This window comes from Parabacteroides hominis (assembly GCF_014287585.1).
GTDB lineage: Bacteria > Bacteroidota > Bacteroidia > Bacteroidales > Tannerellaceae > Parabacteroides > Parabacteroides hominis.
Genome location: NZ_JACOOJ010000024.1, coordinates 1 through 23833, shown reverse-complemented (window position 1 = coordinate 23833; position 23833 = coordinate 1). Strand labels below are relative to the sequence as shown.

General features: G+C 44.9%; 15 protein-coding genes. 8 read left to right on the top strand and 7 right to left on the bottom strand.

Annotated features, from left to right (window positions below; genetic code table 11):
* Window positions 1-141: 141 nt before the first annotated feature.
* From H8S65_RS13315 to H8S65_RS13295, 5 genes are all read right to left on the bottom strand, one after another.
* Window positions 142-1635 (bottom strand): M61 family metallopeptidase, encoded by a 1494-nt coding sequence (locus H8S65_RS13315; RefSeq protein WP_186930439.1) that lies wholly within the window; start codon window positions 1633-1635, stop codon window positions 142-144.
* A 4-nt stretch (window positions 1636-1639) separates the two neighbouring features.
* Complete coding sequence (locus H8S65_RS13310) at window positions 1640-3637, bottom strand: retaining alpha-galactosidase (protein ID WP_186930438.1); 1998 nt, start codon at window positions 3635-3637, stop codon at window positions 1640-1642.
* Window positions 3638-3670: 33 nt separating this feature from the next.
* Window positions 3671-5038, bottom strand: a complete 1368-nt coding sequence (locus H8S65_RS13305; RefSeq protein ID WP_186930437.1) for a DUF6055 domain-containing protein — start codon at window positions 5036-5038, stop codon at window positions 3671-3673.
* Between the two features lie 293 nt (window positions 5039-5331).
* Window positions 5332-7023 (bottom strand): RagB/SusD family nutrient uptake outer membrane protein, encoded by a 1692-nt coding sequence (locus H8S65_RS13300; RefSeq protein WP_255489216.1) that lies wholly within the window; start codon window positions 7021-7023, stop codon window positions 5332-5334.
* 13 nt (window positions 7024-7036) lie between these two features.
* The gene (locus H8S65_RS13295; protein WP_436277882.1) at window positions 7037-10210 is read right to left on the bottom strand and encodes a SusC/RagA family TonB-linked outer membrane protein; all 3174 of its coding nucleotides are present in this window, start codon (window positions 10208-10210) and stop codon (window positions 7037-7039) included.
* A gap of 341 nt (window positions 10211-10551) precedes the next feature.
* Here H8S65_RS13295 and H8S65_RS13290 point away from each other — a divergent pair, with 341 nt between their 5' ends.
* The 8 genes from H8S65_RS13290 (at window position 10552) to H8S65_RS13255 (ending at window position 20829) form a co-directional block, all read left to right on the top strand.
* Window positions 10552-14583 carry a hybrid sensor histidine kinase/response regulator transcription factor gene (locus tag H8S65_RS13290; RefSeq protein WP_186930435.1) on the top strand — a complete coding sequence of 1344 codons (4032 nt, stop codon included), beginning with the start codon at window positions 10552-10554 and terminating at the stop codon, window positions 14581-14583.
* A 5-nt stretch (window positions 14584-14588) separates the two neighbouring features.
* Window positions 14589-15515: a hydrogen peroxide-inducible genes activator gene (locus H8S65_RS13285; RefSeq protein ID WP_186930434.1), complete on the top strand. Its 927-nt coding sequence runs from the start codon at window positions 14589-14591 to the stop codon at window positions 15513-15515.
* A 58-nt stretch (window positions 15516-15573) separates the two neighbouring features.
* A complete protein-coding gene (locus H8S65_RS13280) occupies window positions 15574-15987 on the top strand; it encodes a hypothetical protein (RefSeq protein ID WP_186930433.1) in 414 nt (137 codons plus the stop codon).
* Between the two features lie 255 nt (window positions 15988-16242).
* Window positions 16243-16623 carry an ATP-binding protein gene (locus H8S65_RS13275; protein WP_186930432.1) on the top strand — a complete coding sequence of 127 codons (381 nt, stop codon included), beginning with the start codon at window positions 16243-16245 and terminating at the stop codon, window positions 16621-16623.
* Between the two features lie 310 nt (window positions 16624-16933).
* Window positions 16934-17779, top strand: a complete 846-nt coding sequence (locus H8S65_RS13270) for a prephenate dehydratase (protein WP_005638685.1) — start codon at window positions 16934-16936, stop codon at window positions 17777-17779.
* A complete protein-coding gene (locus H8S65_RS13265) occupies window positions 17754-18950 on the top strand; it encodes a pyridoxal phosphate-dependent aminotransferase (protein WP_186930431.1) in 1197 nt (398 codons plus the stop codon). The genes H8S65_RS13270 and H8S65_RS13265 overlap by 26 nt, the downstream gene beginning before the upstream one ends.
* Before the next feature lie 21 nt (window positions 18951-18971).
* Window positions 18972-20042, top strand: a complete 1071-nt coding sequence (locus H8S65_RS13260) for a bifunctional 3-deoxy-7-phosphoheptulonate synthase/chorismate mutase type II (protein ID WP_186930430.1) — start codon at window positions 18972-18974, stop codon at window positions 20040-20042.
* A 13-nt stretch (window positions 20043-20055) separates the two neighbouring features.
* Window positions 20056-20829 carry a prephenate dehydrogenase gene (locus H8S65_RS13255; protein ID WP_008147592.1) on the top strand — a complete coding sequence of 258 codons (774 nt, stop codon included), beginning with the start codon at window positions 20056-20058 and terminating at the stop codon, window positions 20827-20829.
* A gap of 159 nt (window positions 20830-20988) precedes the next feature.
* On the opposite strand, the gene H8S65_RS13250 is transcribed toward H8S65_RS13255, so the two are convergent.
* Window positions 20989-21369, bottom strand: coding sequence for an L-rhamnose mutarotase (locus tag H8S65_RS13250; RefSeq protein WP_186930429.1), 381 nt, complete (start codon window positions 21367-21369; stop codon window positions 20989-20991).
* A 23-nt stretch (window positions 21370-21392) separates the two neighbouring features.
* Window positions 21393-23504 carry a M3 family metallopeptidase gene (locus H8S65_RS13245; protein WP_186930428.1) on the bottom strand — a complete coding sequence of 704 codons (2112 nt, stop codon included), beginning with the start codon at window positions 23502-23504 and terminating at the stop codon, window positions 21393-21395.
* Window positions 23505-23833: the final 329 nt, after the last annotated feature.

Below are 23833 nucleotides of genomic sequence, written 5' to 3'. Positions count from 1 at the left end.
AGTAAATGTTTTTATGACTATTAATAATTAAGTTTCATTTCCGCAATTGTATACTGATTACAAAAGAACCAAAAATAAGTGTAAAACAATATAACTATCATACAATAAAATGATAAATCAATAAAAAAACGCAGCTCTTTATCATAAAATAGAATCTTGTATTACCTTTTGAATGCCTGTACACTCTTTTTTCTGAAGTTGCCAGTCCGATCCAAGTACCAGTCCGGCATATCCTAAGTATTTAAGATAGTCTATTTCGCAAGTCGTATCGACATACTTTCTTATCTCTTCCAATGGAGAGCCGGCAATCGTTTCACATACTTTCCAAAATTCCGCTTCAGTGAATCCACATCCTTTTTCCCGAAAACAGGAATGATAAAGCATATACATCACATCGTCCAAACTTTTCCGGTTGTTTGTCAACCTGCGTATTTCAATATCCATCAGAAGGCCAAGAATCGGACCCTTGTCGTAATAAGATATCCGCGTTTCCTTTCCGTTGGCATTCCGGTTGAAGAAGTTCAGCCAGATATCGTAACTACTCTGCCGTAAACTCATATACTTTCGGCCTTCAGCGCTCTCGACTGTTCGAATATAATTACTCAGATAATCCAGTACCACCTCGCTATCAATAATTTTCGCCCGGCGAAGTAGCACGGTTTCATAATAAACCGTAAAGCCTTCTGATATCCAAAGCGATGGCGTAAACACCTCTCGTTCATAATCGAAAGGTCCGAACTCAACAGGACGGATGCTCTTCACATTATACAGATGGAAAAACTCATGTGTGATGAAAGACAGAAAATTGATATAAGTGACCCGATCCTTAAAAATAAACGACCCGCTCGTAAAACAGGCCTGTGAGTTGAGATGTTCCAATCCTCCTCCACCCGCTCCCATCAGAATAAAGCAGTAATGCTGGTAGGGAACATCGCCGAAGATAGCCGTTGATGTCGTGATCACCTTCTTCAGATCTTCCACGAAAGTCGTCTTTTCCAATCCTTCGGGTGTCTCCAACGCCAACTGGTAAGACCGTCCATCCAACTCGAAATCAATCGTCCTATGATTTCCGATGTACACAGGACAATCATAAAGATTATCTATATCGGAAGCCCTAAACATAAAAAGCTCTCCAGCCACAGGTTCAAGCCCCGTCGACACCTTCTTCCAAGAAGCATCAGGCCTGAATGCAACCGTCACCGGTTGCTGTTTCTCTCCCTCCACATACATAAAGACGCCATTTGGAACAACAAAAGCCTTATCGACGGTTACCATCGACTCTGCCACACTTTGTGCATTCGCATAGATCCGGTAGGAAACACGGAACTCTTTTGTATCACTATGCTTCACCAACCAACCACTCTTGCCCTGCTTCTCCCAGGACAAAGACCTTCCTTGCAGATCAGTTGCGGCAAAGCCAACCAAATTCTTAGGATAATCGACAATCAAGTAATAACCGGGAGCCCAGACCGGCATTTTCAATAATGTGCAGTCACCCTGCAATTCTGAAGCCGAGAGTTCGACTTGAATATAATGTTCTACCGGTTCAAAGGAGACTCGGTAAAACAAATCCGTAGCAAACAGTCCATGACTAAATAGCCCAAAGACAAGGAAAAGACAAATCCGTTGTACCATACTTTTACTTTTTAGTGATGGAAATAACGAAACCACCTCCTGGAGCCATCCGGATCTTCAGCCGACTCTGCCCAGTCACCGTCAGTTCTTCTTTTTTATAGTCCGTGGCCTGTTTCTCTGCATTCACGCCATCTTTGAAAAGAACCGCTTTATAATTACCTTCACCCAAGTAAGAGAAATCCAGACAAACATCACGCGCATCCCAATTAGTCATTCCACCCAAGAACCAATCATCACCCAGACGACGGGCCGTCACGATATATGTACCCATTTCTCCTTGAAGGATACGTGTTTCATCAAATCCTGTGTTCGGTATTTTCACGATAAAGTCCGTGCATTCCTGTTCTTTCCGATAGACTGTCGGGTTATCGGCCAGCATTGTCAGTGGTGAGTCATGCACCACATAGGCTACCAGTTGATGGCAACGAGTCCCTTGGCTCATCGGATTATAATAAATATCTTTGAAATCTTTCTTCGAAGCGTTGCGCATCGCTCCAGGCGTGTAATCTACCGGCCCTGCCATCATACGGATATAAGGCATCTCGACATCATACTGCATCATATCCTTCTCCACCGTGCTCCATTTCATCTCTTCCATTCCAAAAACGCTTTCGAAATTGATCACGTTCGGATAAGTTCGATTCAACCCCGTAGGTTTATAAATACCATGCAGGTCGAGCGACAGTTTATGCCGCGCGCAAGCCTCAGCAATCCGGTAAACCATCTCGACGGCAGTCTGGTCGTCCCGGTCCAGAAAATCGACTTTGAAGCCGCTGATGCCCATCTCTGCATATTTCCTGCAAGCTGCCTCCAACTGTTCGTCGAGCACATTGAACACCGTCCAGAGAATCAGATCCACCTGTTTTTCCTTTCCATAACGGACCAGTTCGGGCAAATCCACGTCCGGTACAACCGTCATCATATCTCCTTTATAAGGATCATACCAACCTTCATCCAACACGATAAAAGGTATTCCGTTTTCAGATGCGAAATCAATATAATACTTATACGTTTGAGTATTAATTCCAGCTTTGAAATCGACACCGGAAATTCCCCAATCATTCCACCAATCCCAGGCTACCTTCCCTGTTTTTACCCAGGAATAGTCACCAATACGGTTCGAGGATGCCAAAGCATAGACTAAATTATTCACCGGCATCTCCGTATCTTTACTTGAAACAGCCAACACACGCCACGGGAAACTTTTCGTTCCTTCCGTCCGTGCGATATAATTACTACGTTCAGCCACATAGGTCATGTGCCGCCACGGGTGATAAGCCATTTGCGCAGGATAGCCGGCAAAGACGCCTTTCAATTGTTTTTTTTGCCCACCGGCTTTTATGTGCATACCCGGATAACCTTCAAGATCAGCTTCCGTCACCGTCAGTTTCACCCCATCGCCATAATCCACCACAAACGGAAGAAAGGCAACCTTTCCTGTATCCAGTCCGGTCAACGTCTGTTTCTCATATACATTCTGGAAAGCCATCGCATACGGATCTTTGCCCTCTGCGGCAGTCGACCACGCCAAACAGGTTTTATAATCCCGGTCGAAATTGAACTCCGCCACCTCATTCTGGATCGTCAAAGAATCGCGAACAGCGGTCACGAACCTGTAAGCGACCCCTTCGTTATATGAACGAAAAACAAGAGTGAAAGATTCCTTGAAAGATAAGCTCATCTCGTTATACTCCACTGTAAACGAAGGACAGCGATAAAATGGTGATATAATTTTTTCCGTACCCGACCGCATTTTCTTTCGGATAAAGCGCGAATCATGTCCGAATATTTTATTTTCCGTTCCTCCAAGCACCAGGCCAACGGCGCTTTTGTCCAGCAATACTCGCCCATCACGTGTCAATGTATAGGTAACCTGTCGACCGACAGAAACCGCCACCTCCAGCTTTCCGTCCGGCGATCCCAACCTAAACACTTTCTCTCCTGTCGCGAACGCGCAACTCGCAACCATCAAAAACAACCCAATCCAAACTTCCCTTATCATAATCCTTATTTTTCAGTTCTCAACTTTCAATTTTCAATCAACCTTGCTTCCCGTTATCTTAATCTTATAAGGCCATTGCGCATCTTTGTCAGTAGAGCCGTTCATCCAGTGTTCTACCGGCGCACCCATCACTACCAACCAGAGATAAGACAATTTGGCATCTGCAGGAGTGGTGAAAGATATCTTTCCTTCGGCATCACGCCCGACAGTGCCCAACAGCGATTTACCCGCTGCCGTAACGCCAACAAAACCATACCGCCAACCTGCCTTATCGGCATGGATCAGATCATAGCCGGTTACATCCGGCAAACCCTTAAAATCAACTGTTACTGTTTGTCCGGCTTCCGGCACGTCCAACCGAAGAACATTGAATCCGTAGTTTTCTGGACAAACTTCTTTTGCGACCTGTAACCAGCCATTGCCATCGTCTTTCAGATTCGTCTTAAAAGAGGCGAACGAGTTCGCCCATTGCCGAGTCTCGTCATACACTCGATCGTAATCGAGATTAACCAAATGCAAATAGACATCCATCATTTCATCGTTAAACTGTTCCTGTGTCATACCCGTCATCCTTTTGTAGGTCATGACCGGATCTTCACCCTCCAATCCTTGCCGAAACATTTCCGCTATAAAAGGCAAGCCGTGCTTATCACCCCAATATTCGAGGACATAAGGCGAATGATATATATTATCAACATGAAGAAATGCCTTATGTGTCAGATCCTTGAAAGCTATCCAATGATAATTTTCGTCTTTCATCCAGTCCGGATTTACCTGCCAGAGCATCCATTGGGAAGCCATCTCATAAATACCGTTTCCGCCCCAAGCGGCTCCCTGTCCGTCGGCTATGATCTGCAACTGGAAACTGTGGCCGAGTTCATGTGCCACAGCATTCAATTTTTTATCCTGTAGACGGTTAGGAGCAGCCCAGAAAGCACCGATCTTGTTGTCATACGTCCCGCCATAGGCCGTTCCTTCCAGTGAATACATAATCATCACCATCATCCGGTATTTCTCGCTTTCGGAACCAGGCTTCACAAACTTAAGTTTGTCACGATAATAGGTATAAAACTCTTCCAGCTTTTCCTTCAGGTTATTGAGATCGACCTGCATCGACTTTCCTTCCAATGCCGGCGGATTAGCCAAATCATCTCCGAATCCTTTCTGCCAATAAATCACCAGATTGTCAGTACAGGCCATTCGCTTATAGGAATAATCGAAATCGTCCTTCCACCAGTTTTGACCTGAAAATTCTTCCGGTCGGTAAAGGGATTTACCCTCAGGCAGTTTACCTTCCGAAACACCACTGTCCTCACTACCTTCACTTTTGCTGCATGAGCAGGCGCAAAACAACAACATAGTTACAACCGGAACGTATTTGATATATTTGGATATTGTCATAACATTTATCTTCTTTCATTTTTTACAATTCAGGTTCACACATCCATAATTATCTAAATAATAACATATTACCATGAACCTCAAAACTATTATTTTTATTTTCCGAAAGTCCTAATCTTCACGGGAATACAGGAGGCTTTTTTATAGCATAGGCATATAAGCCCAATTCCATGCTCATCCATTTGGGCTCGGATGCTTACCGGATTATTTTATTTAGTGTTAGATTTAAGGAGATGTACCAATATGGAATTTGCCACATCTCCTTATTTGTTATTTACAAATTGAACATCTAATTATTCGTATGGAAGCAAATCGATTTGAGGAGCCTTTTCGTTTTCTGTACGAGGAACCGGCATCCAATAATTTTTCTCTCCGGCAAACGTCATAGTCCGGATCGGCTCTGTTTCTCTTACATACAGCTTCGAACCATCCTTATATTTCCAAATCGTCATGCTATAACGGGGATGACTGTAAACCTCTTCCAATTTTTTCCAACGACGCAAATCGAACCAGCGTTGTCCTTCGAAACAAAGTTCGATCAAACGTTCCTGTTCATATTCCGCCCGAATATCTTTTCCGACAGCAGGGGGCAACAAAGCACGCTCACGTGTCATATTAATATATTTTAAAGCCTCGGCTGTATTGCCTAACTCGAGTTGGCATTCGGCATAATTCAAGTAAACTTCTGCCAATCGAAGTATAAACCATGGAGTATTATTCGATTGCGTACCATTGGTATCATAATTCGGATCCAAGAATTTACGCATACAGAAGCCCGTCAAAGTCGCGTTCCAATAAGCAGGTCCATAACGACTGTCCAAACCAGCGACAACGCCGTCTTCAGCAGGCAGAAAATATTCAACATTGCGCCTATCCGCTCCATATCCCCACTGTTCTCCATCCAACAGGACATTGGCTTTCAGCCGGATCTCCCGATCATTCCAAGGAATTTCATTCGCTGCCCCTATTTCATAATCCGTACCATCGGCACATTGGAAACGGTCTACCAATTCCAATGTCGGAACCATCGCGCACCAACCACCAAAACCGCTACCGGTTCCACATGGAGCCTGCATCAAGAATGAAAGGTTGTTAGCTGTGACTTTATATTGCGTGTCATACAACCTTTCGAATATCACTTCCGGATTTTTAGGATCAAGGAATAAATTGGCATAATCATCCGAGCTTGAAACAGCTTGCAAAGAATAAACCCCCAGATCGATGACCGCTTTATTCGCATCAGCCGCTTTCTGCCATTTTTCAGAAGAAGGCGAACCAAACAATGGACTTGCCATATACAAGAGAACACGTCCCTTCAATGCCAATGCAGCTCCTTTCGTCGCACGCCCCAAATCATCTTCCGAACTATAAACTGCTGGTAAATACATCGCAGCACTGTCGCATTGAGAAACGATATAATTACCTACTTCATCCAAATCTGCACGGGTTTCCGTAAATTCGGAATCCAATTCATGCGTGTGATTAACCAGTACAACACGTCCATATAGAGCATACAGCATATGGTAGAAATAAGCCCGAAGGAAATACCCTTGCCCCTTCAAATCAGACCTCCATTTCATAAACTCTTCCGTTTCGGCCGGAACGTCATCTATGTGTTCAAGAAAATAATTCACATTCTTAATCGCTCCATAATAATAGCTCCACATATCATATTTACCAGAACCATAGCCAATCGCAAAATAAGGATAATCCGGTCCCAAAGTTCCATCCAAAGCATGTTCCGTCCAATAGGTATGCATCTGATGTACTTCGTCCGTCAAACTTGAAAAGCGAGAAATTTCAGCGCTTTCAGATTCTACACTTAAATAACAATTGTTCAAATAGGTTTCAGCCAATGCCAAATCTCCCCAAACAGCCTCGTCCGTAAACGAATCCGTCGGAGCAACGTCCAACACGTCGCAAGAAGATATTCCGATCAATGCGCCGGCAAAAGCCATACTCAATATATATTTCTTCATCTTCATAATTTCCAACTAATTAAAATGTTACACTTACGCCAAAGTTTATAGTCCGCTGCAACGGGTAGCCCAAAATACCTCCGGAAGAAACCAGATAGCCATCATCATTATAATAACTTGCCACTTCCGGATCACATACTTTAATCTGATCTAATGTAAAGAGGTTATTCGCATTCAGATATACACGTGCCCGTTCTATTCCTATATTCTGCAAAACATTTTTAGGCAATGTATAACCGATTTCAACCGATTTCAGACGAAGGAATGCAGCATTCCTCAACCACCAGGTAGAAGAAACTCCGTTGACGGAATCCATATAACCGGAATCATTTATACAAGCACGTGGCCAACGGGCTGCAACATTTTCTTCTGCCGAATTAGTTGAGATCCACCGTCCATCATAAAAATCAGTCAACATATTCATGGTCGGCGTAATCAACTGATGCCCCATGGCCTGTCCTTGGAAAAAGATATTCAGATCGATACCTTTCCAATCACCATTTAATGTAAATCCATAAATAATTTTAGGTATAGGAGAATAGTTTTCATAATATTGCATATCGTCAGACGTGATTTCATTGTCTTTATTGAGATCTTCATATTGCAAATCTCCAATCTGGGTTCCAGCCAAATGGGGTGAATTATCAATTTGGTCCTGTGTCTGGTAAATTCCCAAAGCATGATACAGTTCCATACCACCATAAGCATGACCGGTCACCATTCGCCACTCAGCTTTATTCGTTGCTTCATCTTGATAAACAACCTTATTTTTGGCAAATGTAAAGTTTCCGGTTATTCCCCAGGAAAATTCATCATACTTATCCTGATAAGAAGCGACAAATTCTATACCTTTATTATTCATCTTGCCTATATTTTCTGCAGGCAACGACAAGCCGGAATAACTTGGGATGGAAGCATTCCGATATGCCAAAATATCACTACGCTTAGAGAAGAAATAATCGACATCTAAACTAAACTTACCATTCAAAAATTGGGAAGAAAAACCAAGGTTTGTCGTGCGGGCAGTTTCCCAAGTAACCTCCGGGTTTGCTGTACGAGACAAATACATGGCCTTATTTACAGAACCAAGTTGTATGCTGCTCTCATTAAATAAATATTGAGACAAATATTGAAAGGCCGTAATATTATCATTACCCATCTTTCCCCATGAGCCTTTTAATTTAAAGAAATTGATCGTTGGTTTCAAATTTTCCCAAAACGTTTCTTCAGACATTACCCAGCCTAAAGAGAAACCTGGGAACAATCCCCAACGATGGCCGGGAGCAAAGTTCATGGAACCATCATAACGCATCGTTACTTCGGCCAGATATTTATCCTTATATCCATAATTGATACGCCCAAATACGTTTTGACGGGCCGTTTTGGTTGAATAACCGCTATTTGATTGATCTTCCGGATTATCACTACCGGCATTGATTTCCGGTATTGTCGTTGACAAATAATTTGTCCGGTATGCGCCTACACTACCGAAATCATATTTATTCTGTTCGTAAGCGACGAAAGCATCTACCTTATGATCATCTGCGAAAGTACGGCTATATCCCAAACGGGCATTCAAAGTCACACTGGTGGAATTGTCCGACCATTGATTGACACTGATTGCTCCGGTCTGATCACGGCGATTCACATAATCACCCCACACTTTATCCTTTTCCTGTCCCGAAGATACATATTCATACACATCATACGGATGATTAATGGTTTTTCCGTTCCGAAACATAAAGTCCATAGCTGCATATCCTTCCAGATACAACCCTTTCGTAAGGAAATCCAAATCCACGCGTATAGTCGGTTTCAGATTCAAGTAATTATATACATATTTAGTTTCTCCCGGATCTCTGGTTACCATCACCGCCGGGTTGGTTGAAGCATATTCCATACCAACCAGTGGATACTGCCCGTCAGGAGAATAAGCGCCATAAATCGGCTTACACTTCATAAGAAAGTCAAACAAATAGTTCGTGGAAAACACGCCACGTGTACGTTTTTCCTGACGCCCCCGAATATCCAGACCTATTTTGATCCATTTGCCGACTTTCGCATCGATATTAGAAGTCAATTGATACTGACCGTAATCCTGAGCTGCTTTTTTATAAATAGCATCTTGCCACATATATTGCGCAGAAGTATAAAACGATATCTTATCGTTTCCACCATTAACAGAGACACTGTGTTCGGTCTGTGTTGCCCAGTTTTTAGCAACAGTATCCCACCAGTTTGTGTTCGCATACTGATAGGGATTATCTCCATTCTGTGCCCAAGTTAGCTGCATAATCCCCGATTCCTCATCATCTGTAAATGTAGGTGTTGCCCCATGCCCAGTCTGGTACTCATTAATATAAGTCATATATTGATAAGAATTCAACATCTTCGGCACTCGCGTAGGCTGTGAGAAACCGACACGACCGTTATACGTCAGGGAAGTTCTTCCCTCTTTGCCTCGTTTGGTCGTTACCAGGATGACACCATTGGCGGCACGTGCACCGTAAATGGCTGCAGAAGCATCTTTCAACACAGAGATAGACTCGATGTCTTCCGGATTCAGACGGCTGAAACTACGATCAGCGATACCGTCCACCACAATCAGCGGACTGGTACTTCCGAATGTACCCTGGCCACGTATCTGGATAGTCGCCCCATCTTCGCCCGGTTCACCCGAACGTGTATTAGCAATCACACCGGCAGTCTTACCAGCCAGTGTATTACTAAGGTTAACGGCTGCGATCTTTTTCAGATCTTCCCCTCCGACTGTAGAAATGGAACCAGTCAGTGTCGCTTTCTTTTGTGTACCGTAACCGACAACCACAACCTCATCCAAACCGATATTGCTTTCCTGCAATACTATGTCGAAAACGGTTTTGTCGCCAACATAAATTTCTTGGGATTGCATACCTATATAAGACACGATAAGAACGGCACCCGATGGAACTTCCAGTTCAAACTTGCCGTCAATATCGGTCACAGTCCCGACAACCACCCCCTTTACCTGCACAGAGGCGCCGGGTATCGAAACGCCGTGTTGGTCGACAATAGTCCCGGTAACTCTTTTCTGCTGTTGTAAACTCTCCTTTACCTGTGTAGAACCACCCATCTGATGCAAAGCATCAGATCCTGTAGCGAACGCTACAGAAAATACAGGTGATAAACACAACATCCCAATTGCTGCCAGCATGGACTTGTTTCCGAAAAAAGCACTTCGGCCTCCATCGGAACGCAAACATTGCGATTTGTTCTTTTTACTCTTTTTCATATACAATAGATTATTAGATCGTATAACCTGTCCGTTTTTGCAAAGGAAAAGGATATTCAACATTTGTTATAGAAAAATAATGCAATCTAAATAAAAAATAGTCCAATCGGCAGCAGCCTTAATATTTCCGGTATAATAATAATATACAGCATATTAGATTGCAGCCATGGACGATTTTATCATTTATATAGACACTATTTGTATTCTTAGAGACTGAATGTAACATATATTTTCTACCTTTGTCATAATATGTTTAAAGCAGTATGAGAACACAGTCTGACATAAAGAAAGTCGCTTTCGCCATTCTTTTTTATTTTCTCTTACCTTTCATTTCAAAAGAGGTACAAGCTTTACCTTTCCGTTTTATCCAGTACGAAGTAGAAGACGGATTACCATCCAATACAGTTCGTTGTATCACACAAGACAGTCGTGGTTTTATGTGGTTCGGGACAGAAAACGGACTCTCCCGGTTCGATGGTTACACATTCAAAGTATTCCAAACAAACCCGGGAGATTCGACCAGCCTTGGGAACAACTATATTTACGCATTGCTGGAAGATAGCCGTAATTCTTTCTGGGTAGGATCTGATGAAGGAGCATATCTATACGATCCGGAGATGGAGACTTTCTCATTCTTCGACAGACAGACATCCGAGGGTGAAATGATAAGGAGCCAAATCAGTTGCATACAAGAAGATGGCGAAGGAAATATTTGGTTTGCTACGCTCGGACAGGGAATTTTTGTATTCAACCATCGAACGAACGAACTGGTACAGCATACTGCAGACCAATCGAACACCCTATGTTCCAATTCGATCAGTAGCCTCTATATCGACAAGACGGGGACTCTATGGGCCATGTCGCCAGCTACGGGAGGACATCTGAACAGATACAACGGACAGACATTCGAACCTTTTCCGGTGAAAGGGTCCGACAAAATAACCGAAAACCTGTCCATTTATGCCGTAACAGGAGACGACAACGGTTCCCTGTGGCTTGGAACATGGGACAACGGAATCTGCAAAATAGACCTCCAAACCCACGAACTAACATCCTATATCGCACCCGGTACACATGGCGGCATCCTGCACGTACATGCTCTCTGCTTCTATCAACCCGACATCCTGATAGTTAGTTCCGATGACGGTCTGACTGCTTTCAACACACAAACACAGGAAACAACCCTTATGACTGCTACAGAATTTAACGATGAAAGCCTGTCTAACAAGTTCGCCTATCCGATATATAAAGACCGGGAAGGAGGATTGTGGGTCGGGACTTATTACGGCGGTATCAACTATTCATCTCCACAGAAAAAACATGTGGAAGGCTACAAACATTCTATTTACAGTAATTCAGTTAACGGGAATATCATCAGTCGCTTCTGTGAAGACCGGGATGGGAATATATGGATAGGCACGGACGACGGCGGACTCAGCCATTTCAATACCCGAACCAAAACGTTCACCAACTACATACCTGAAACCGGTAAAAACAGCCTTTCTTACCATAATATACATGCACTTTTCCTGGACAGAGACAAACTGTGGATCGGGACTTACTCCGGCGGATTAAACATACTGGACCTAAAAACAGGAAAATTTAAACTGTACATTGCCGATCCCAATGATCCCAATTCGATCGATGGAAACAGTATCTATTCCATCTTCAAAGACCGGGACGGACAAATATGGCTGGGAAGCATGTATGGCATTTCACTGTATAACCCTGAACAGGACAACTTTACACACCTAAAGACCATACAAACGACTACAAGTGACATCATACAAGACGACGACGGCTTCCTCTGGTTCGCCACTTGGGGAAAAGGCCTGTTCCGCTTTGATCCGAAAACGAATGAATGGGAACATTTCGTATATGACCGGTCCGCGCTGTATGCACTACCGAGCAATCAAGTGAACTGCTTTTGCTTGGATACACAAAAGAGATTGTGGGTCGGGACAGACGACGGGTTATGCCTCTACGACCCAGAACGAAAAGGATTCATTCCTGTGCACTTGAAAGCTCCCAACGTTTCGATCCGAACCATCATCTCTGAGCGTAATTATTTATGGATAACAACGGCCAACGGACTTATCACCTATCTGCCCGAAACGAATGAAAACCGTGTATTCTTCAAGAGTGACGGATTGCAAAGCGACCAGTTCAATATGAAAGCCGGGCTTTTGGCTTCATCCGGATTACTGTATCTTGGGACAATCAACGGATTCAGCATCCTGAATCCGACTGTAGCATTCGAAAACAACTATATTCCACCGGTAGTCATTACTAATCTCCAAATATTCAATCAAGACGAAACAATCCGGTCTAAAGGCGTCCTGCGGAAATCGATTAGCCACACCAATAAGATAGAGTTGTCTCATTACCAGAATGTTTTCAGCGTGGAATATGCCGCCCTCAGTTACTGCGTACCGGTCAAAAACCAATACCAATACATACTGGAGGGTTTCGACAAAGACTGGAACATTGTCGGTAACCAGCGCAAAGCGACCTACACCAACCTGCCAGCCGGCACATACACCTTAAAAATAAAAGCATCCAATAACGATGGCAACTGGAATGAAGAAGGGACTTCATTAACGATCATGATCCATCCTCCTTTCTGGAAAACAACAGCCGCCTACATTGTCTACATACTCCTGTTGTTTAGTCTGACGGGGAGCCTGATCTATTTGAACCGCAAGCGAACCGAACGCCGCCAAAATGCACGAATCCGGCAACTTCGGACAGAAAAAGAAAAAGAACTGCACGATGCTAAAATCAACTTCTTCACGCTTATCGCCCACGAAATCCGAACACCGGTATCTCTAATCATCGGCCCGTTGGAGAAAATCATGGACAATCTGAAAACTTTGCCCCCTGCTCTACAGAACAATCTGAAAATCATAGACAGAAACAGCCAACGACTTTTGTCGCTCATCAACCAGTTGTTGGATTTCAGGAAAGCGGAACAAAACGCATTCATTATCCGTTTCTCCAAACAGAACATCGCCGAACTGTTGCAAAACCTGTATATTCGTTTCAAACCGATGGCGGAACAAAGCGGCATAACCATCTCAATACTAATGGAAGGCAAGACTGTGACAGCCGACGTGGATGCGGAAGCCGTGACGAAGATCATCAGTAACCTCCTGACAAACGCGCTCAAGTATACCAAAGATAAGATCGTAATCGAATGTAGCTCTACAGACAAGCTGCTAACAATCAAAGTGACCGATAACGGTCGGGGTATTTCCGAACAAGAACAGAAAAACATTTTCCTGCCGTTCTACCAGATATCCCAGAACAGCAAGCCCGGCACAGGCCTGGGGCTTTCGTTAGCCAAACTGCTCACGGATGCCCATCATGGAATGATCGAAGTAGAGAGCGTCGCAAACGAATATACAACTTTTATCCTGACGCTCCCAATCCGGCAAGAACAGGACAAAAATGCCAGCCGAATCGATCTGCCATCCGATGTACTTCCGGAAAAAATAACCATTCCTGAAGAAACCGAAAAAACGAACCAGATTTCTTCTCCTACACTACTTATCGTAGAAGACAATTCCGATTTACGTATGTTTTTACAAGACAGTTTCGTATCTTCGTACCATATTTTAGCTGCAGAAAACGGGCAAGTGGGCTTGGATATACTGAAAAGCCATCCGGTAGACTTGATCATAAGTGACGTCATGATGCCGGTAATGGATGGTATCGCATTCTGCAGAGAGATTAAGTCCAATCTTTCATATAGCCATATACCCTTAGTCTTATTAACGGCAAAAACAGACAATTTTTCCAAATTATCCGGCATCCGTAATAAGGCGGATGCCTATCTGGAAAAACCTTTTTCGTTGCAAGTCTTGCGTGCGCAAGTCGAAAATTTGATTGAATCACGCAAAGAACTCCGGAAAAAATTTTCAGAGATGCCTTTTGTCCAGTTAGACAGCATCGCCGGCAACGATGCAGATAAAGATTTTCTTGCGAAGTTGGACGAATGTATAGAGAAAAACTTTTCAAACATGGATTTTTCAATAAACCAACTTGCAGAAGAGTTGGGAATCAGCCGTTCCGGCCTTTTTACAAAGATTAAGAATCTGGTCGGAATGACTCCGAACGAACTGATACAAGTCGTCCGTCTAAAGAAGGCAGCCCAACTGTTGGCTACCCGAAAATACAGAGTTAACGAGATTTGCTATCAGGTGGGATTTACCAATCCCTCTTATTTTTCCAAATGTTTCCAGAAACAATTTGGAATGCTGCCAAAAGAATTTATAAACAAAACAATTGAATAACGATTATGAACATACAACAACTCGAATACATCCTGGCTGTAGACACCTACCGCCATTTTGCCAAAGCTGCAGAACATTGCCGTGTAACTCAACCCACATTAAGCATGATGATCCAGAAACTGGAAGATGAATTGGGCGTGAAACTTTTCGACCGCAATATCCAGCCGGTCTGCCCTACCCCTGCCGGCCGTAAGGTGATCGACCAGGCACGTGTCGTCCTCTACCAGACTTCTCTCATTAAAGATATTGTAAACGAAGAAGAACAGTCTTTGAAAGGGACGTTCCGCCTCGCAGTGTTACCGACAATCGCTCCTTATCTGCTCCCCCGCTTTTTCCAGCAAGTATCGGAGAAGCACCCCGATCTGGATATCCGCATCCTGGAAATGCAAACGGCCCCTACAATGAAAGCCCTCCTGAACGGCGAGATAGACGCTGCCATCATCGCAAACCAACCGACAGAGATGCAGATACAGGGAGACATTCTATACTACGAACAGTTTTATGCTTATGTAGCCCGCAACGAAAGCGTGTTCAAAAAAGAGATGGTCCGTTCCGCCGATATCAGCGACGAACGTCTTTGGCTATTAGATGAAGGACATTGTTTCCGCGATCAGTTGATGCGTTTCTGCCAGATGGAAAAGGTCAAACTCCGTCAGGCTGCTTACCGTTTAGGAAGTCTGGAAACTTTTATGCGTATGGTAGAAAGCGGCAACGGCGTCACTTTCATTCCGGAGCTGGCAACCTATCAGTTAAGCGAACAACAAAAAGAACTGGTACGCCCGTTTGCCATCCCCAAACCGGCACGTGAAATCGTTTGGGTAACCCGCAAAGATTTTATCCGGCATTCGGTCGCAGGTATTCTGATCGAAAGCATCAAGAAATCTGTTCCAAAAGAGATGCGTACGCTGCAAGCGGGATTGAAAGTGGTCTGAAAAAGACCACCTTGTTTATCATCGGATTTTCTAATAGACTATAATAAAAATTTACACTATGGATGTTTTTGATTTATTATTCGGTTTGGGAGGGCAAGCGCTCCAGGCTATATTCCAATTGGGATTTATTCCTCAGGAAAAAGATTTCCTTGAACTTACAGATGAACAGTACCGGCTATTCCGGTTGAAAGAAGGAGAATGTGACGAAAAAATCTTTATAATTGCGCCTGTAAATCCCCAAAACGTGATTGAGACGGACTTCGCCGAACTGCCGATCGTGACAGAATCTCAAAAGAACGCTCTTATTGGGGCAGCCGCAACCATAGAAAGATATTGCGAAGGGGAAGACTTCCATACAGATGAAGAAAAATTACGGTTCGCCGCCAAACATTTGCCGGATGTCTTCAGCCGAGGAAGCCAATATGAAAAGTATTCCAAATTCACAGTCTCCAAACCGCAAAAGGAGAAGTAATTTACAAAATGATAAAACAACTGCCTTTTCTTTGTCATGCAAGTGTAGAAGGTTTCAACCTTAAAAAACTGCTTGAAAACATATTATCCAAGAAAGACAGGACAACTTTTTCGTTTTCTCGAACCACTTTCCTCCAATGATCTAAATCATTTTCAGCAATCATCAGTATAACTGCCCGAAATCATCCCAATAGTTTCAAGAAAACATTCCTTCCAAGAGGTAAACCGAAAATTCGACAGTGGCACGTTCTATTATATGTATGACGAGTTTGAAGGACATACCAGGTATATGCAGGCACTGATAAACAGATTATACGGTTATGACACAGATATAGCAGACAAAACATTCACCAATCGCGCCATACAGGAACTGACGGACGAAGGTGTCTATGGATACCAAAATCTGATAGCAGCCTATTCCGGAGTGGCGGCCAAATTAATGAAAGCGATAGCGAAAGAGGGAACCGTAGCCGAAATAAACTCCGGAAAATTCATCTCGAAATACAAGCTGAAAGCCGCCAGCAGCGTGAACACGGCATTAGCAAAACTGATTGATAGAGAGATTGCCTACAAGTCGGCAAAAGGATACATGATATACGACCGATTCATGTCTATCTGGCTAAGAAGACAACCCTGACGGAATAAATATTTCGGATGTAATGAAAAAAATTATCACTTTATGCTTGTAGTTTCCAAAAAAGCGTTACTTTTGCTGCGTATTTAAAAACAAAGAGACAAAATGAATCGATTTAGCTTTACATATTACTTTTATTACTTTTACTTTAGCAGAGTGAAGGCAGGAGTTTGTATGTAAAGCGTTGATGAATGAATGTATATATCAATAACAATATATGAAGTCCTGCCGGTTTCGGTGGGACTTTTTTTGTAACGGACAATTGAAAATTGACAGTTGACAGTTGACAATTTAAAGAAAATATAAAGAGAAGATGAAAAAGAAAGTAGCAATCCAGGGAATAGCCGGTTCGTATCACGACATAGCCGCCCGTAATTATTTCGAAGGCGAAGAGATTGAAATTATCGGTTGCAATACATTCAGAGACGTTATTTCGACCATCAAGAAAGATCCTTCCATTTTAGGAATGATGGCGATCGAAAATACAATCGCAGGCAGCTTGTTGCAGAACCATGAGTTGATCCGTGAAAGCGGCTTGCAGGTTATCGGCGAATACAAACTGCGTATCTCCCACTCGCTGGTTGCACTTCCGGGAACCAATATACACGATGTCAAAGAGGTCAACTCCCACCCGATCGCCCTGATGCAATGTACCGACTTCCTCGATACGCTGCCCAACGCGAAAGTGGTCGAGAAGGAAGACACCGCCATGAGTGCCCGGTGGATTTCGGAAAACCAACTGAAAGGACACGCCGCCATCTGCGGGAAACTGGCCGCCCAGATCTACAATATGGAAGTCCTTGCCGAAGGGATCGAGACAAACAAACGCAACTTCACCCGCTTCCTGGCAATAGCCGACCGATGGACGGCAGACGAGATGCTCAAAGGTGAAGACAAAAACAAAGCGTCCGTCGTTTTCGCTCTCCCCCACACAGCCGGCAGCCTCTCCAAAGTACTCTCCGTCCTCTCTTTCTACGACATGAATCTTTCCAAAATACAATCCTTGCCGATCATCGGCCGCGAATGGGAATATCTGTTCTATATCAATCTGACATTCACGGATTACCTGCGCTACAAACAGGCATTGGATGCTATCAGACCGTTGACAAAAGACTTAAAAATATTAGGCGAATATGCAGAAGGAAAACAAAGTGTGTAAAACAATTACACCCGCTGACCGTGTAGGTAGCGTACAGGAATACTACTTTTCCAGGAAACTGAAAGAAGTAGCCGAAATGAATGCCGCAGGTAAAAACGTGATCAACCTCGGCGTAGGCAGTCCCGACCTTCCTCCTTCGGAACGGACAATCGAGACATTGTGCGAACATGCTCATCAGCCGAACGAACACGGTTATCAGCCGTATGTCGGTATTCCCGAACTGCGTAAAGGTTTTGCCGACTGGTATAAAAAATGGTATGACGTGGATCTCGACCCGAAAACGGAAATCCAACCGTTGATCGGTTCCAAAGAGGGAATCCTGCACATCTCGCTGGCATTCCTGAATCCGGGCGACGGCGTGCTGGTTCCCAATCCGGGTTATCCGACCTACAGTTCGGTAAGCAAACTGGTCGAGGCCAATCTGATCTCTTACGAGCTGAAAGAGGAACTGGGCTGGCAACCGGACTTCGAAGAGCTGGAAAAGATGGACCTTTCGAACGTCAAGCTGATGTGGACCAACTACCCGAATATGCCGACAGGAGCCAATGCCAGCATGGAACTCTACGAAAAGCTGGTCGCTTTCGGAAAGGAACACGGGATTATCATCTGCAACGACAACCCATACAGCTTCATCCTGAACGAACATCCGTTAAGCATCCTGTCCGTGCCGGGAGCGAAAGACATCTGTATCGAAATGAACTCCATGAGCAAGGCGCACAATATGCCGGGTTGGCGTATGGCAATGCTCGCTTCCAACGCACAGTTCGTACAGTGGGTCCTGAAAGTGAAAAGCAATATCGACTCCGGACAGTTCAAGCCGATGCAACACGCAGCCGTCGAAGCACTGAGCGCCCCGAAAGAATGGTACGACAATATGAACCGCGTCTACCGCAGCCGACGTGACCTGGCGGGACAGATCATGCACACGTTAGGATGCGAATACGACGAAAAGCAGGTGGGCATGTTCCTCTGGGGAAAAATCCCCGCCGAGGCAAAAGGCAGCGAAGCGATAGCCGACAAAGTCTTGTACGAAGCTAATGTATTCCTGACACCGGGATTCATCTTCGGCAGCCAGGGCGAACGTTACATCCGCATCTCGCTCTGTTGTAAAAACGAGACTTTGGAAGAAGCACTGAAGAGAATTGAAAACATTGGCACATTAGCATATTGACAAATTAAAATCATTATTCATATGGAAATGGAATTAGAATCGATCATGTTACCCGGTATAGACCCGCAACGCCCTGTCGTAATCGCCGGTCCGTGTAGCGCAGAGACAGAAGAGCAAGTAATGGAAACAGCAAAAGGAATCGCCGACAAAGGCATCAAGCTGTTCCGAGCAGGAATCTGGAAACCTCGTACCAAACCGGGCGGATTCGAAGGAATCGGTGCAGAAGGCCTGCAATGGTTGAAACGGGTAAAAAAGGAAACGGGTATGTACGTGACTACCGAAGTGGCAACGAAAGACCATGTGTTCGAAGCCTTGAAAGCAGGGATCGACGTGTTGTGGATCGGCGCCCGTACAACGGTTAACCCGTTCGCCGTACAGGAAATTGCCGACGCCCTGAAAGGTGTGGATGTTCCTGTCTTGATCAAGAACCCGGTCAATCCGGATTTGGAGTTGTGGATCGGCGCTTTCCAACGTCTCTATGGAGCCGGTATCCGCCGCCTGGGTGCTATCCACCGCGGTTTCAGCTCTTATGATAAGAAGATGTACCGCAACCTCCCGCTCTGGCATATTCCTATCGAACTGCGCCGCCGTATGCCGAACCTGCCGATCTTCTGCGATCCGAGCCATATCGGAGGTAAACGCGAACTGGTCGCTCCCCTCTGCCAGCAGGCTATGGACTTGAGTTTCGACGGTTTGATCATCGAATCGCATTGCAACCCGGATTGTGCCTGGAGCGACGCTTCACAGCAGATCACGCCGGATGTATTGGATTACGTCCTGAATTTATTGGTCATCCGCGACTCCAACCAGACAACGGAAAACCTGGCCGAACTCCGCCGCCAGATCGACGGTATCGACGAACAGATGTTGGAACTGTTGGCTAAACGCATGCGCATTTCCCGCGAGATCGGTGTCTATAAGAAAGAACACAATATGCCGATCCTGCAATCACCACGCTACAGCGAGATTTTGGAAAAGCGTTCCAACATGGGTGAACAGATGGAACTGAACACGGACTTTGTCAAAGAAATCCTGAAAGAAATTCATGAAGAATCCGTCCGCCAACAGATGATCATCATGAATGAACAATAATAATTTGCCAATAATGAAAATACTGATATTGGGTGCAGGGAAGATGGGATCTTTCTTCACCGATTTGCTTAGCTTTGAACATGAAGTGGCTGTGCTGGAAAACGATCCGAAACGGATGCGCTTCATTTATAACGCCCTTCGCCTGCAGAAGCCGGAAGAAGTAGCCGAGTTCAAACCTGAATTAGTCATCAACTGCGTGACACTAAGCTATACGATCGAAGCGTTCAAGAGTGTCATGCCTTACCTGCAACCATATTGCATCATTTCGGATATCGCATCGGTCAAGACGCATCTGAAAGAATTCTACGAGACATGCGGTTTCCCGTATGTTTCCACCCACCCGATGTTCGGCCCGACATTCGCCAACTTAGGGCAACTGGAAAAAGAAAATACGATCATTATCTCCGAAGGGGATCATCTGGGGAAAATATTCTTCAAAGATATCTATTCCAGCCTGCGCCTGCATATCTGCGAATATACTTTCGAGGAACATGACAAAGTCGTGGCTTACTCGCTCGGCATTCCGTTTGCATCCACCATGGTATTCGCTGCCACGATGAAGCACCAGGATGCTCCGGGTACGACCTTCAAACGTCACATGAAGATTGCCAGAGGCCTGCTTTCCGAAGACGATTACCTATTGACGGAAATCCTTTTCAACCCGCGCACGCCTCATCAGATTGCACGTATCCAGGAAGAACTGGACATCTTGCAGGGAATCATCAAAGACAAAGATTCGGAAGGGATGAAGGAATACCTGACAAAGATCAGGAAGAATATCGAATAAACGTCTTCATCCTGACCGGAGGTATGTCAAAATCCCCTTGTCCCCACGCTTTATGCCATAGTCGTCAAGCGCAGGAACAAGGGGATTTGTAGTTTCGAGCCTGTTCAAATCAGGGATTATTCGATTGACAGAATAAATGTGAGGCTTATGATTTCGGGATCAATATAGATGGAACATCCGCTCCATCATCCGCCATTTCTCGGCAGAGGTTGCCCCCGGACGAGCAACCTGGAAGATGGACATATACGTCTCCCACTCCTCCTGGCGAGGCAAAGCAGCCAACCGTGCAAAAGCCTCGTCCCAGTCAAAATCAAGCGGAGTCTCCACAATCATAAAAAGACGGTTACCCAGGATATAAATCTCCATTTCCAAAATGCCGACACTCCGTATACCTTGCAGAACCTCCGGCCACGCCTCGTTCTCCGTATGCCGTTTCCGGTATTCGGCGATCAGTTCGGGATCATCTTTCAGATCCAATGTCTGGCAATACCGTTTTGTCGGTACGCCGTACTCCTTCGTTTTATATCCAGTCTGTTTCATCTTCTCAAATCTGATTATGGGATTTATTTAAGACCTCTGTTCTTCAATAAAGGTTCCGTGCCCGGCTCCTTGCCGCGGAAGTTCTTGTACATATCCATCGCATCGTCGATTCCGCCCGGTGTCAGGACATACGTACGGAATTTGGCTGCCATTTCAGGATTGAAGATATCGCCAGTTTCCTTGAATGCTTCGTAAGCGTCGGCATCCAGCACTTCCGCCCAGATATAACTGTAGTAGCCGGCTGTATAGCCGCCGCCCATCGTATGGTTGAAATAAGTCGTCCGGTAGCGGGGAGGAATTTGTTCCAGCAAACCCCGGTCACCCAAGACCGCCTTTTCAAACATCATGACATCAGCGCCGTCGTGTACTTCTTTCAGGATATGAAAATCCATATCGAGCAAGGAAGCAGCCAGATATTCGGTCGTTGCGAAGCCCTGTCCGTATTTGCCGCTCTTATCCAGTTTCCCGATCAGGGCAGCCGGAATGACTTCGCCCGTCTGGTAATGCTTTGCGTACACTTTCAACACTTCCGGTTCGAATACCCAATGTTCCATAATCTGAGACGGCAGCTCGACAAAATCGCGTGGGACACCCGACACTCCGTAATAATGAACATCTTTGAAAAGATTATGCAGGCCGTGACCGAACTCATGGAACAACGTCTCCGCTTCGTCGGCGCTCAACAAGGCAGGTTGCCCTTCCGCCGGCTGGGTAAAGTTGCATACGATCGTAACAACCGGGGCCAGCCGCTTGCCATCCTTATAGGTCTGCGAACGATAGGTTCCGCACCAGGCGCCTCCCCTTTTGCTTGCACGCGGGAAGAAATCGAAATACAAGATTCCTAAATGCGTACCGTCCTGATCCTTGCATTCGAAAGCCTGCGCTTCGGGATGGGGCAACGGGATATTCCGGACCGGTGTAAAAGTGATACCGTACAATTTATTGGCGACATAGAAAGCGCCGTCGCGGACATTATCCAATTTCAGGTAAGGACGCACCTGGTTCTCGTCCAGATCGAACTTCGCTTTTTTCGCTTTTTCAAAATAATAACGCCAGTCCCAGCCTTCCGCCTCGAAGTTACCGCCTTCTTTCCTGATTTCGGCATTGATATCGGCCAGCTCCTCTTTGGCCTTAGCGAGAGCAGGTGTCCAGACTTCGTTCAGCAAGGCATATACTTTATCCGAAGATTTCGCCATGCGATCTTCCAGGACGAAGGAAGCATAATCGTCATATCCCATCAGTTTCGCCTTTTCGAGGCGCAGGGTGATCAGATCGCGGACGACTTTCTTATTGTCGGCCTCATTGCCGTTATTGCCCCGGTTGATGTAGCCGTTGAAGATTTTCTCACGCAAAGCGCGGTTATCCGCATATTGCAGGAAAGGCATCACACTCGGATTATGCAACGTGAAAAGCCATTTCCCCTCCATCCCGGCTGCTTTAGCTGCTTTGGCCGCATTCGCAACCAGGCTTTCGGGCAGGCCGGAAAGGTCTTCCTTTTTATCGACCACCAACTGAAAATCGTTTGTTTCCTTCAGCATGTTCTGGCCGAAAGTAAGCTGAAGCATGGAAATGCTGCTGTTCAGCTCACGCAACTTCTCCTGTTTGTCGGCAGGCAGATTGGCTCCGCCACGAACAAAATCCTTATAGGTTTCTTCCAGCAGTTTCTTCTGCTCCTTGTCCAGATTGAATTTGGCTTGGTTGTCATAAACGGACTTCACACGGTCAAAAAGGGCCGGATTCAGGCTGATATCGTCACTATGTTTAGAAAGCAGCGGAGAGAGTTCGCGGCTGAGCGCCTGCATTTCGTCATTCGTATTTACGCTGTTCTGGCCATAAAACACGGAACTCACCCTTTTCAGCAACTTTCCGCTCTGGTCGAGCGCGACAATTGTATTTTCAAAATCAGGCATGGAACGCTGTTTCACGATCGCATCGATCTCCTGTTTCTGTTCTTCCATACCTTGCAAAAAAGCAGGCTTGTAATCGGCTAACGTAATCTTGTCGAACGGAGGGACGCCAAACGGAGTGGTGAACTCTGTCATAAAAGGGTTCTCTGTTGTTTTTTCGTTCTTGTCGGTCGAACCGCATGCGCTCAACATAACGGCCAAACCGGCAGCAATAAATGTTCTCTTCATTCTTTTTCCTGGTTTATATATGAATAAATAACTATTTCGATAACCGTTACAAAAATAGGCAATATCTTTCGGAGATAAAAACGGTCAGGGCGGCTGCGACTGATTTCTTGCCTTTTTCACCCCTTATTGTCACATTTATAAAAAAGCCATTGGTTCGGATCGAAACTACTACCGCATCTAATTCGATTTTCTACCCCTTCTAATTCAAATGGGTCTTGTTCACATTTGCTGTATGGCTGCTTTTAGTGTATTTGATTAATAAAAGAGCACAGCTTAAAAAATAAAAGTCTATATTATAAGTGCAAACAAAAAATATGGACAAAATCATT

Coding starts and splice junctions, on each gene's coding strand:
- H8S65_RS13315 (WP_186930439.1), bottom strand. CDS start 1,635: ATGGTACAACGGATTTGTCTTTTCCTTGTCTTTGGGCTATTTAGTCAT.
- H8S65_RS13310 (WP_186930438.1), bottom strand. CDS start 3,637: ATGATAAGGGAAGTTTGGATTGGGTTGTTTTTGATGGTTGCGAGTTGC.
- H8S65_RS13305 (WP_186930437.1), bottom strand. CDS start 5,038: ATGACAATATCCAAATATATCAAATACGTTCCGGTTGTAACTATGTTG.
- H8S65_RS13300 (WP_255489216.1), bottom strand. CDS start 7,023: ATGAAGATGAAGAAATATATATTGAGTATGGCTTTTGCCGGCGCATTG.
- H8S65_RS13295 (WP_436277882.1), bottom strand. CDS start 10,210: ATGCTGGCAGCAATTGGGATGTTGTGTTTATCACCTGTATTTTCTGTA.
- H8S65_RS13290 (WP_186930435.1), top strand. CDS start 10,552: ATGAGAACACAGTCTGACATAAAGAAAGTCGCTTTCGCCATTCTTTTT.
- H8S65_RS13285 (WP_186930434.1), top strand. CDS start 14,589: ATGAACATACAACAACTCGAATACATCCTGGCTGTAGACACCTACCGC.
- H8S65_RS13280 (WP_186930433.1), top strand. CDS start 15,574: ATGGATGTTTTTGATTTATTATTCGGTTTGGGAGGGCAAGCGCTCCAG.
- H8S65_RS13275 (WP_186930432.1), top strand. CDS start 16,243: ATGTATGACGAGTTTGAAGGACATACCAGGTATATGCAGGCACTGATA.
- H8S65_RS13270 (WP_005638685.1), top strand. CDS start 16,934: ATGAAAAAGAAAGTAGCAATCCAGGGAATAGCCGGTTCGTATCACGAC.
- H8S65_RS13265 (WP_186930431.1), top strand. CDS start 17,754: ATGCAGAAGGAAAACAAAGTGTGTAAAACAATTACACCCGCTGACCGT.
- H8S65_RS13260 (WP_186930430.1), top strand. CDS start 18,972: ATGGAAATGGAATTAGAATCGATCATGTTACCCGGTATAGACCCGCAA.
- H8S65_RS13255 (WP_008147592.1), top strand. CDS start 20,056: ATGAAAATACTGATATTGGGTGCAGGGAAGATGGGATCTTTCTTCACC.
- H8S65_RS13250 (WP_186930429.1), bottom strand. CDS start 21,369: ATGAAACAGACTGGATATAAAACGAAGGAGTACGGCGTACCGACAAAA.
- H8S65_RS13245 (WP_186930428.1), bottom strand. CDS start 23,504: ATGAAGAGAACATTTATTGCTGCCGGTTTGGCCGTTATGTTGAGCGCA.